Annotated in this window: 3 protein-coding genes; 2 read left to right on the top strand and 1 reads right to left on the bottom strand. The window is 76.7% G+C overall.

All coding sequences use genetic code 11. From position 1 onward, the window contains the following. Positions 1-142: 142 nt before the first annotated feature. Positions 143-292 carry a keywimysin-related RiPP gene (locus VM95_RS41845; RefSeq protein WP_107073100.1) on the bottom strand — a complete coding sequence of 50 codons (150 nt, stop codon included), beginning with the start codon at positions 290-292 and terminating at the stop codon, positions 143-145. Positions 293-876: 584 nt separating this feature from the next. Between VM95_RS41845 and VM95_RS26260 the strand changes: the two genes are divergently transcribed. Beyond that, positions 877-2,343, top strand: a complete 1,467-nt coding sequence (locus VM95_RS26260; RefSeq protein WP_045701012.1) for an aldehyde dehydrogenase family protein — start codon at positions 877-879, stop codon at positions 2,341-2,343. A gap of 576 nt (positions 2,344-2,919) precedes the next feature. After that, the coding region (locus VM95_RS26255; RefSeq protein ID WP_045701010.1) for a type I polyketide synthase at positions 2,920-11,885 on the top strand (8,966 nt) is incomplete at its 3' end.

The raw sequence follows: 11,885 nt of genomic DNA, 5'->3' as shown, positions 1-11,885 counted from the left end.
GGGTGGCATCCGGGGGGAGCCGGTCGGCAGCGGTGGCCGCGCTCTGTTGGTCCGGAAGGACCACGAAGTACTGCTCACCGAAATCCACCGGACCATCTCCCCCTCAACGGATCAGCGTGCCACCCTCACCCACGGCGCGGACCTACCACCAGCTGGTGTGCAGGGTCGGGAAGAACGGCTCGGCGCCGTGAAGGCCGAGCGCGCCGGTGTCCTCGGCGAAGGAACCGGCCTCGAAGACCTCGGGGGTCTCGTAGGCCTGGAGCTCCAGAGTCTCCACGGAGGTGTTCTCCATGACAATCTCCTTCCTCGTTGTGCGGAACACGTCAGGGCGGGACAGAGCGCTCGGAGAGCGTTCCTTGTCCGCGGGGATCGGCACTCGCGCCGGCCTGCGCCGGAACGGAACGGGGCGGCATCGACCCGATGTGCCCCGTACTGCCCGACCAGAACCGATGACTGACGTCGTGTCAGTCGATGGGAATTGCCTGGAGGACCGTGATCCACACCCCGTGACGGTCTCCCTGACGCAGTCCAGGACACTACCTACGCGATCTGTGCCGGGCAACCATCGGTCATGCCGGGCGAACCGGGGCGAAGCACGATCGGGAGGCGGGGGGCGGGAGGTCGCCCGGTGTCGCTGGCCGTTCGTGCAAATGCCCTGGTGGAAGCGATCTTGACGGTGCGTCGGACTGGATTTCGGGGCCGGATCCGCGTCGTCCGCGGGCGCGCGCCGGGCGGATCGGCCGACGCCGGGCGTCAACTTGCTGCGAAGGCGAAGTGCCCGGCGTCAACTTGCTGTCGAGGTCGTAACGTTGACCGAGGCATGACGCTGAGTATCCACTACCAGCACGTTCCGGATTCGAGAGAGAGGGGCGGCCCATGCCGCTCGAACCGTCCATCAGCGACTTCTCCTACGACCTCAAGGAGCACTGGATCGGTGGCGCCTGGGCCACCTCGATCGCTCCGGCGGCCGACCGGGTGTTCAACCCGGCGGACGGCGGCGTCCTGGGCAGCGTCCCCCGGGGCGGCGCGGCGGACGCGCAGGCCGCGCTCGCCGCGGCGGCGGCGGCCCTGCCCGGCTGGATGGCGACGCCGCTCGGGGAGCGGTCGGCGGCCGTCCGGAGCTGGCTGGGCCTGGTCGAGGCCGACGCGGCGTTCCTCGCCGAGCTGGTCTCCCGGGAGGTGGGCACGCCGGTCGGCCTCAGCCGCATGGTGCAGGTGGGGCTGGCGCTCGACGTCGCCCGGGCGGCTCTGGACGCGGTGTCCGTCCTGGACGACCAGCGGCGCGGCAACTCCGTGATCCGCCGGGTCCCGGCCGGGGTGGTGGCGGCGATCATCCCCTGGAACGTGCCGCTGATCCTCACCCTGCAGAAGGTCGTGCCGGCGCTGCTGGCCGGCTGCGCGGTCGTGGTCAAGCCCAGCGAGCTGACGCCCCTGCACGCCGCGTACCTGGCGCGGCTGGCCGAGCGCAGCGAGCTGCCGGCGGGCGTGCTCAACATCGTCTTCGGCGACGGGCTCGGCGTCGGCGCGGCGCTGGCCTCCTCGCCGCTGACCGACCTGGTGTCGTTCACCGGTTCGGTGCGGGCGGGCCGTTCGGTGGCGGCGGCGGCCGCGGCCAACCTGACCCGGGTGCACCTGGAGCTCGGCGGCAAGAGCGCCTCCCTGGTGCTCGACGACGCCGACCTGACCCGGGCGGTGACGGCCTCCGTCGACCAGGCGATGTTCAACAGCGGCCAGGCGTGCCTGCAGTGGAGCCGGCTGGTCGTGCCGCGCGGCCGGGTCGCCGAGGCGGAGGAGCTGGTGCGGACCCTCACCGCCGGGTACGTGGTGGGCGATCCGGCCGCGCCCGGCACCGACCTGGGCCCGCTGATCACCGCGGAGGCCAAGGCCCGGGTGGTGGCGGCCTGCGAGCGCGGGCTGGCCCAGGGCGCCCGCGCGGTGGTCCCGTACCGCGAGCTGGGCGGCCAGTTCGTGGCGCCGGTGGTGTTCGGCGACGTCACGGAGGACATGGACCTGGCGCAGGAGGAGATCTTCGGCCCGGTCGTGTCGATCATGGCCCACGACGGGGACGAGGACGCCGTCCGGCTGGCCAACTCCACCCGCTACGGGCTGCACGGCTCCGTCTGGTCGGCCGACGACGAGCGGGCCGGCGCGGTGGCGCGCCGGGTGCGGTCGGGCCAGCTGGAGGTCAACGGCGGCCCGATGAACCCGGCCGCCCCCTTCGGCGGCTTCGGCCACTCCGGCATCGGCCGCGAGTGCGGCGCCGAGGGCATCGACGCGTTCTGCGAGCTGCAGGCCCTGCACTACCCGGTGGAGGGCGGCCGCGCCATCCGTGCCCGGGGCTGACCCGGGCCCGCCCGTCCCCCCTCTGCTTGGTCGCGTGTTCGACGGACCCGGCGCCACCCGGCGCCGGGTCCTTTTCCTTGTCGATTCCGTGGACGACGCATCCGTCCAGGTGATCTTGGTGCCCGCGCGGCGCCGGGTCGGTGTAGGTTCCCGATTGGCCGGAATTCGCGGGCGCTTCGGAATGCCTTCACCTCCGGTATTCCGGCAGGCGTTCGAGTGTCGGTGAATTCGGCATTACGGGCGGCCCGGAATTGTGGCAGGAAGTGACGAAAGTGATTCCCGCGCCTCGGAATCGAACGTCCTTTCAGTGGTGAACGTCTTTTCGAAGGGGAATCGGACGCGTGGATGCGAGGGCCGCGACGGCGGGAACCGGGTTGGTGAGCTTGTCGGTTGATCGCATCTCCGCAGTTCCGGGCCCTCGCGTCGGCGGGCGCCGGCAGCCCCGGCGGAATTCGGATCCCCGCCGCGCCGTCGCGCCGGGCAAAAGGTGGGGTTGCGAATGATCGGCCCCCCGATTCACAGTTCTGCTGCCTGCGCTCGCCCGTGCTGATCGACGACTGGACGTGATGGAGCGGTATGACCGATTCGGAAGCTGTCGCGATCGTCGGATTCTCCTGCCGGGTCGCCGGAGCCGACACTCCGGACGCATTCTGGGAACTCCTGCGCACCGGCGTCGACGCCGTCCGGGAATTCCCCGCCGAGCGCCGCACGGCGACCGCGCCGGAGCGCCCGGAGCACCCGGCCGCCGCCGCGCCGCACCCGCCCCGGCGCGGCGGGTACCTGCACGAGGTCGACCGCTTCGACCCGGAGTTCTTCGGCATCGCCCCCGGCGAGGCCGCGCTGATGGACCCCCAGCAGCGGCTCATGCTCGAACTGAGCTGGGAGGCCCTGGAACACGCCGGCATCCCGGCGCACGGCCTGAGCGGCGGCCCGGTCGGCGTGTTCGCCGGAGCGATCTGGGACGACTACGCCGCGCTGCTGCGCCGGGCGGGCGTCGCGGCCGGGTCGCGCCAGGTGACCGGCCTGCACCGCAGCATGATCGCCAACCGGGTCTCCTACGCGCTCGGCCTGCGCGGCCCCAGCATGACGGTCGACGCGGCCCAGGCGTCCTCGCTGGTCGCCGTGCACGTCGCCTGCGAGAGCCTGCGGCGCGGCGAGTCCGCACTCGCCCTGGCCGGCGGCGTCAACCTCGACCTGCTGGCCGACGCCCCGGGCGACGCGGGCAAGCTCGGCGGCCTCTCCCCGGACGGGCGCTGCTTCACCTTCGACGCCCGCGCCAACGGCTACGTGCGCGGCGAGGGCGGCGCGGTCGTCGTGCTCAAGCCGCTGGCCCGCGCGCTCGCCGACGGCGACACCGTGCACTGCGTGGTGGCGGGCAGCGCGATGAACCACGACGGCGGCGGCGCGGCACTCACCACGCCCGAGGCCGCGGCCCAGGAGCAGGTGATCCGCGCGGCCCACCGCCGGGCCGGGTTCCGCCCGGCCGACGTGCAGTACGTCGAACTGCACGGCACCGGCACCCCGGTGGGCGACCCGGTGGAGGCCGCCGCCCTCGGCGCCGCCCTCCGTACGGCTCCGGGCACCTCGCCGGCCACCCGCCGCCCGGCCGGCGCGCCGCTGCGGGTCGGCTCGGTGAAGACCAACCTCGGGCACCTGGAGGGCGCGGCCGGCATCGTCGGCCTGGTCAAGACCGTCCTCGCGATCCGCCACCGGGAGCTGCCGCGCAGCCTCCACTTCGCGACCCCGAACCCCCGCATCCCGCTGGCGGAGCTGGGCCTGCGCGTCCAGGACACGACCGGCCCCTGGCCACGGCCCGAACGGCGACTGGTCGCCGGCGTGAGCTCCTTCGGCATGGGCGGCACCAACTGCCATGTGGTGCTGGCGGAACGGCCGCCCGCACAGGGCCCGGCCGAGCCGCCCGCCGCCGAGCCCGGGGCCCTCCTCCCCGTCCCGCTCTCCGGCACCACGCCCGAGGCGGTGGCCGCCCAGGCCGACCGCCTGCACGCCCACCTGCTGCGCCACCCCGACGCCGAGCCGGCGCGGCTCGGCTGGTCGGCCGCCACCACCCGCAGCCACCTGCCCGCCCGCGCCGTCGTCCTCGCCGCCGACCGCGCCGAACTGCTGGCCGGCCTGGACGCGTTACGCACCCACGGCGCCGCCCCCGGCGTGGTCACCGGCCGGGTCAGGGCCGGCCGCACCGCCTTCCTGTTCACCGGCCAGGGCAGCCAGCGCCCCGGCCTCGGCCGCGAACTGCACGCCCGCTTCCCCGTGTTCGCCGAAGCCTTCGACGAGGCCTGCCGCCACCTCGACCCGCGGCTGCCGCGCCCGCTGCGCGAGGTGCTGTTCGCGCCCGAGGGCAGCGCGACGGCGGAGCTCGTCCACCGCACCGAGTTCACCCAGCCCGCCCTGTTCGCCCTCGGGACGGCGCTGCACCGGCTGCTGGCGCACTGGGGAGTCGTCCCCGACCTGCTGCTCGGCCACTCGGTCGGCGAGCTCACGGCCGCCCACGCGGCCGGCGTCCTCGACCTGCCAGACGCCTGCGCGCTGGTCGCCGCCCGGGGCCGACTGATGCAGCAACTGCCCACCGGCGGCGCGATGCTGGCGGTCCGCCTCGGCGAGGCGCAGGTCGCCGAGGCGCTGACCGGCCTCGGCGCGCGGGTCTCGATCGCGGCCGTCAACGGGCCCGCCGCCACCGTCGTCTCCGGCGACGAGGAGGCCGTGCTCGCCCTCGCCGAGCAGTGGCGGGCGCAGGGCCGCAAGGTCCGGCGGCTGAACGTCGGCCACGCCTTCCACTCCCCGCGCACGGAGCCGATGCTCGACGCCTTCGCGCAGGTCGCGCGCGGGCTCGCCTTCCACCCGCCGGCCACGCCCGTGGTGTCCAACCTGACCGGCCGCACGGCCACCGCCGAGGAGCTGTGCTCGCCCGACTACTGGGTGCGGCAGGCGCGCGAGGCCGTGCGCTACGCGGACGGCGTCCGGCGGCTGCACGAGGCCGGCGCGACCGTCCTGGTCGACCTCGGGCCGGACGGCAGCCTCTCCGCCCTGGCCCGCGAGTGCCCGGTGCCCGAGGGCGGCGAGGCCTTCGCCGCCGTCGCCACCCTGCGGGCCGGCCGGCCGGAGGCCGACGCCCTCGCCGAGACGGCCGCCCGGCTGCACACCCTGGGCGCCGCGCTCGACTGGACGGCCCTGTTCCCGGCCGGCGCGCGGCGCCGGGTCGACCTGCCCACCTACGCGTTCCGGCGCACCCGGCACTGGCTGCGCGCCGCCGCCCCCGAGGACGCCCCGGTCGTCGGGGGCGTCGAGCAGGACTCGCCGCTGGCCCGCCGGATCGCCGGGCTCCCGGAGGCCGACCGGCAGCGCGTCGTCCTGGACCTGGTCCGCTCGCACGCGGCCGCCGTCCTCGGCCACGCCACCCGGGACGCCGTCCGCCCCGGCCTCGCCTACCGGGAGTCGGGCCTCGACTCGGCCGCCACCGTCGAACTCCTCCAGCGGCTCTCCGGCGCGACCGGCCTCGACCTGCCCGCGAGCGCCGCCTACGACCACCCGACGCCCGCCGACCTCGCCCGCCACCTGGCCGCCCTCGCGCTGGCCCGACCCGTACCGGAACAGCCCGCCGAGCCGTCCCCGGCGGCCGCCCGCCCGGACGACGACCCGATCGCCGTGGTGGCGATGGCCTGCCGCTTCCCCGGCGGCGCCGACACCCCCGAGCAGCTGTGGCGCCTGGCCGCCGAAGGCGTGGACGCCATCGGACCGTTCCCCCGGGACCGCGGCTGGGACCTCGACCGGCTGCACCACCCGGACCCGGACCGGCCCGGCACCACCTACGTGCGCGAGGGCGGATTCCTCGACGGCGCGGGCGAGTTCGACGCCGAGTTCTTCGGCATCAGCCCGCGCGAGGCGCTGGCCATGGACCCGCAGCAGCGCCTGCTGCTGGAGACCTCCTGGGAGGCCCTGGAACGCGCCGGGCTCGACCCCGCCGGGCTGCGCGGCGACCGGGTCGGCGTGTTCGTCGGCGCCACCGCCCAGGACTACGGCCCGCGCATGCACCAGCCCGTCGACGGCCTGGACGGCTACCTGCTCACCGGCACCACCCCGAGCGTCGCCTCCGGCCGGATCGCCTACGCGCTCGGCCTCGAAGGCCCCGCCGTCACCGTCGACACCGCCTGCTCCTCCTCCCTCGTCGCCGTGCACCTGGCCGCCCGGGCGCTGCGCGCGGGCGAGTGCGCGCTGGCCCTCGCGGGCGGCGCCACCGTGCTCGCCGAGCCCGGCATGTTCGTCGAGTTCGCCCGGCAGCGCGGCCTCGCCCCGGACGGGCGCTGCAAGCCGTTCTCCGCCGACGCGGACGGCACGGCATGGGCCGAGGGCGTCGGCGTGGTCCTGCTGGAACGGCTCTCGGACGCCAGGCGCCTCGGCCACCCGGTGCTGGCCCTGCTCGCCGGATCCGCCGTCAACCAGGACGGCGCCAGCAACGGCCTCAGCGCCCCCAACGGGGCGGCGCAGCAGCGGGTGATCCGGCAGGCGCTCGGCGCCGCCGGGCTGGCGCCCGGGGACGTCGACGTGGTCGAGGCCCACGGCACCGGAACCGCCCTCGGCGACCCGGTCGAGGCGCACGCCCTGCTCGCCGTCTACGGCCGCGACCGCGCCCCCGAACACCCGCTGCTGCTCGGCTCGGTGAAGTCCAACATCGGCCACACCCAGGCCGCGGCCGGGATCGCCGGGCTGATCAAGACCGTCCTCGCGATCCGGCACGCACTGGTGCCCGCCACCCTGCACCTGCGCGAGCCCTCGCCGAAGGTCCGCTGGGCGGACGGCGCGCTCACCGTGCCGGCCGCCGCCACCCCGTGGCCCTCGCCCGGCGGCCCCGCGCGGCCCCGGCGGGCCGGCGTCTCCTCGTTCGGCATCAGCGGCACCAACGCCCACGTCATCGTCGAGCAGGCGCCGGGCGAGGCGGTGGACGGCGATGCGCCCGGGCGGCCGGAGGTGCCCGAGCAGCCGGAGGTGCCCGTGCGGTCGGACGTACCCGTGCCGCTCACCGTCTCCGGCCGCACCGGGGCCGCCCTGCGCGCCCAGGCCGACCGGCTGGCCCGGCACCTCGCGGCCCGGTCCGAGGGGGCGGGCGTCGACCCGACCGCGCTCGGCCACGCCCTGCTGCGCGGCCGCACCAGGTTCGACCACACCGCCGTCGTCCTCGCCCGCACCGGCGCCGAGGCGCTGCGCGGGCTGACCGCGCTCGCCCACGGCGAGCCGGCCGACAACCTCGTTCTGGCCCAGTCCGCCGCCCGCGGCGCGACCGCCCTGGTGTTCCCCGGCCAGGGCTCGCAGTGGCCCGGCATGGCCGTCGAACTCCTCGACACCGCACCGGTGTTCGCGGCCGAGCTGGACGCCTGCGCGGCCGCCCTCGCCCGCTGGACGGGCTGGTCGTTGCACGACGTCCTGCACGGCCGGCCGGGCGCGCCCGACCTCACCCGGGTCGACGTCGTCCAGCCCGTGCTGTTCGCCGTCATGGTCGCGCTCGCCGGGCTGTGGCGGTCCGTCGGCGTCGAGCCGAGCGCCGTCGTCGGCCACTCGCAGGGCGAGATCGCCGCCGCCCACGTCGCGGGCGTGCTCACCCTGGACGACGCCGCCAAGGTCGTCGCCCTGCGCAGCCGCGCCCTGCTCGACCTGGCCGGCACCGGCGGCATGGCCTCCGTGCCGCTGCCCGCCGAGGCGGTCGGCGCCCTCCTCGCGCCGTGGCCCGGCCGGCTCGGCATCGCCGCCCGCAACGGCCCCGCCACCACCGTCGTCTCCGGCGACGACGACGCCCTCGACGCGCTCCTCGCCGAGTGCGCACGGACCGGCGTGCGCGCCCGCCGGATCCCGGTGGACTACGCCTCGCACTCGGCGCACGTCGAGTCGCTGCGCGAACCGCTGCTCGCCGCGCTCGCCGACCTCGCGCCCCGGGCCGCGCACACCGCCTTCTACTCGACCGTCACCGGCGGGCTGCTGGCCGACACCACCGCGCTCGACGCCGACTACTGGTACCGCAACCTGCGCCAGGAGGTCCGCTTCGAGCCCGCCGTGCGAGCGCTGCACGCGGACGGCCACCGGCTGTTCGTCGAGGCGAGCCCGCACCCCGTCCTGAAGATCGGAACCCAGGAGACGCTGGACGCCTGCGGCGACCAGGACGGAGCCGGCGGCGCCGGTGGTACGGCCATCGGCACCCTGCGGCGCGACCACGGCGGTCAGGGCCAGTTCCTCGCCGCCGTCGCCGAGGCGATCGTCCACGGCGCGGAGCCCGACCCCGACGCGCTGCTCCCCGGCGGCCCCCGGCAGGTCGACCTGCCCACCTACGCCTTCCAGCGCCGCCGCTACTGGCTGACCGCCGGGCCCGCGCAGACCCGCCCCGCCGACCTCGGCCTCGACGCCGTCGACCACCCGCTGCTCGGCGCCGTCACCACCACCCCGGACGGCACCACCCTGCTCACCGGCCGCCTCGCCGCCGACACCCGGCCCTGGCTGCCCGACCACGCCGTCACCGGCACCGTCGTGCTGCCCGGCACGGCCTTCCTCGACCTGGCGCTCCGGGCCGGCGCGCTCACCGGCTGCCCGCACGTCGAGGAACTGACCCTGGAGGCCCCGCTGGTGCTGCCCGGCACCGGGCGGGCGCAGCTGCGGGTGGCCGTCGCCCCCGCCGACCCGGCGGGCCGGCGCGCCGTCACCGTGGACTCCCGGCCGTACGAGTGTGCGGACGAGCCCGGCGAGCGGCCCTGGACGCGGCACGCCTCCGGCACGCTGACGGCCGCCGGGGTGGCCACCGTCCCGGCCGGGCAGGGCAGTTGGCCGCCGCCCGGCAGCGAACCGCTCGACCTCGCCGACGCCTACCAGCGCCTCGACCGGCTCGGCTACGGCTACGGCCCCTGGTTCCAGGGCCTCACCGCCGCCTGGCGCACCGGCGGCCACCTGTACGCCGAGGTCCGGCTGCCCGCCGAACCCGGCGGGGACGACGCCGGGCACCTCGTCCACCCCGCCCTGCTCGACGCCGCGCTCCACCCGCTGCTGCTGGCCGCCGGGGGCCCGGCCGCCGGGGCCCCGCGCATCCCGTTCTCCTTCACCGACGTCCGGCTGCACGCCACCGGCGCCACCGCGCTGCGCGTCCGGCTGACGCCCGCCCCGGACGGCACCACCGCGCTCACCGCCGAGGACACCACCGGCGCACCCGTCCTCACGGTCGGCGGCCTCGGCCTGCGCGAACTGCCCGCAGGGCGGCTCGCCCCCGCCGAACGCGCCCCGCGCGACGCGCTCTTCGCCCTGCGCTGGACGGAACTGTCCGTGCCCACAGCCGCGTTGGACGGCCCGGACTGTGCGGTTCTCGGCGCGGACGACCTGGGCCTCGGGGCGCGGGTTCTCCACCCGGACCTCGCCGCGCTCGACGCCCGCACCGCCGCCGGGCACCCCGCCCCTGCTCTGGTGGTCGCCCCCGTCCCCGCCACGCCCGGCGGCGACACCGCCGAGGCCGCGCACGCCGCCGCCCGCTGGGCCCTCGACACCGTCCGGGCCTGGCTGGCCGCCGACCGCCCGGCCGACACCCGCCTGGTCCTCGTCACCCGGGGCGCGGTCGCGGCCCGGGCCGGGGACACCCTGCCGGGCCTCGGCCAGTCCCCGGTCTGGGGCCTGCTGCGCACCGCCCAGTCCGAGCACCCCGGCCGCTTCGCCGTGATCGACCTCGACGACCCCGCCCGCTCCGGCCGCGCCCTGCGGGCCGCCCTCACCACCGGCGAACCCCAACTCGCCCTCCGCGACGGCATCCTGTACCGCCCCCGGCTCGTCCCGGCCGGGGCCCCGCCCGCCGGACGCCCGCTCGACCCGGAGCGTACGGCCCTGATCACCGGCGGCACCGGCACCCTCGGCGCGCTGATCGCCCGCCGACTGGTCACCGACCACGGCCTGCGCCACCTGCTGCTGGTCAGCCGGGCCGGGCAGAGTGCCGCCGACGCCGAACCGCTGCGCGCCGAACTGGCCTCGCTCGGCGCGCGGGTGACGATCGCCGCCTGCGACGTCGCCGACCGCGAGGACCTGGCGGCCCTGCTCGCCGCCGTCCCCGCCGCGCACCCGCTCGGCCTCGTCGTCCACGCCGCCGGCGTCCTCGACGACGGCACCGTGGAGAACCTGGACCCCGAGCGGCTGGCCGCCGTGCTGCGGCCCAAGGCGGACGCGGCCTGGCACCTGCACGAGCTGACCCGTGGCCAGGACCTGGACGGGCTCGTGCTGTTCTCCTCCGTCACCGCCGTCACCGGCAACGCCGGCCAGGGCGCCTACACGGCCGCGAACGCCTTCCTCGACGCCCTGGCCGAGCACCGCCGCGCCGCCGGACTGCCCGGCAGCGCGCTCGCCTGGGGCCTGTGGTCCGAGAGCAGCGGCATGACCCGCCACCTCGCCGCCGCCGACCGCGCCCGGCTCGCGCGCGGCGGCATCGGCCTGCTGTCCACCGAGGACGGACTCGCGCTCTTCGACGCCGCCCTGCGGCACGACCTGCCGTACGCCGTCACCGCCCGCCTCGACCGCGCGGCCCTGCGCGACCTCGCGGCCGCGGGCAGCGTGCCGCCCGTGCTCTCCGGCCTGGTCCTCGCCCCGCTGCACCGGGCGGCGCTGGGCCCGGCGGCGGTCCCGGGGACCGGGGACGCGCCCACCTGGGCGCGCCGGACGGCCGCACTCCCCGAGGACCGCCGCGCCCGCGCGGCCCTGGACCTCGTCCGCTCCCAGACCGCCGCCGTGCTCGGCCACGCCGAGCCGGACACCCTCGACGTCCAACGAGCCTTCCGCGAGCTGGGCTTCGACTCGCTCACCGCGCTGGACCTGCGCAACCGGCTCACCACCCTCACCGGCCTGCGGCTGCCCGCCACCGTCGTCTTCGACCACCCCAGCGCGACCGCGCTCGCGGCGCTCCTGGTCCGGGAGGCGGTCGGCGCCCCGGCCGTGCCCGAGGCGCCCTCCGCTGCCGTGCACGACGACGACCCGATCGTGATCGTCGGCATGGGCTGCCGCTACCCCGGCGGCGTCACCGGACCCGAGGACCTGTGGCGCCTCGTCGAGCAGGAGACCGACGCGGTCGGCGACTTCCCGACCGACCGCGGCTGGGACGTCGACGCCCTCTACGACCCGGACCCGTCCCGCACCGGCACGGTCTACACCCGGCACGGCGCCTTCCTGTACGACGCGGGCGACTTCGACGCCGAGTTCTTCGGCATCTCCCCGCGCGAGGCCCGCGCGACCGACCCGCAGCAGCGCCTGCTGCTGGAGACCTCCTGGGAGGCCCTGGAACACGCCGGCATCGACCCGAGGTCACTGCGCGGCTCCCGCACCGGCGTCTTCACGGGCGTCATGCACCACGACTACGCCTCCCGCCTGCACCACGCGCCGGACGGCTACGAGGGCATGCTGCTCGCGGGCAACGTCGGCAGCGTCGTCTCCGGCCGGGTCGCGTACGCGCTCGGGCTGGAGGGCCCGGCGGTGAGCATCGACACGGCGTGCTCGTCCTCGCTGGTCGCCCTGCACCTGGCGGCCAA

The sequence above is a fragment of the Streptomyces rubellomurinus genome, from assembly GCF_000961885.1.
In the GTDB taxonomy this organism is placed as follows: Bacteria; Actinomycetota; Actinomycetes; order Streptomycetales; family Streptomycetaceae; genus Kitasatospora; species Kitasatospora rubellomurina.
This window is presented reverse-complemented; position numbering and strand designations above follow the sequence as displayed.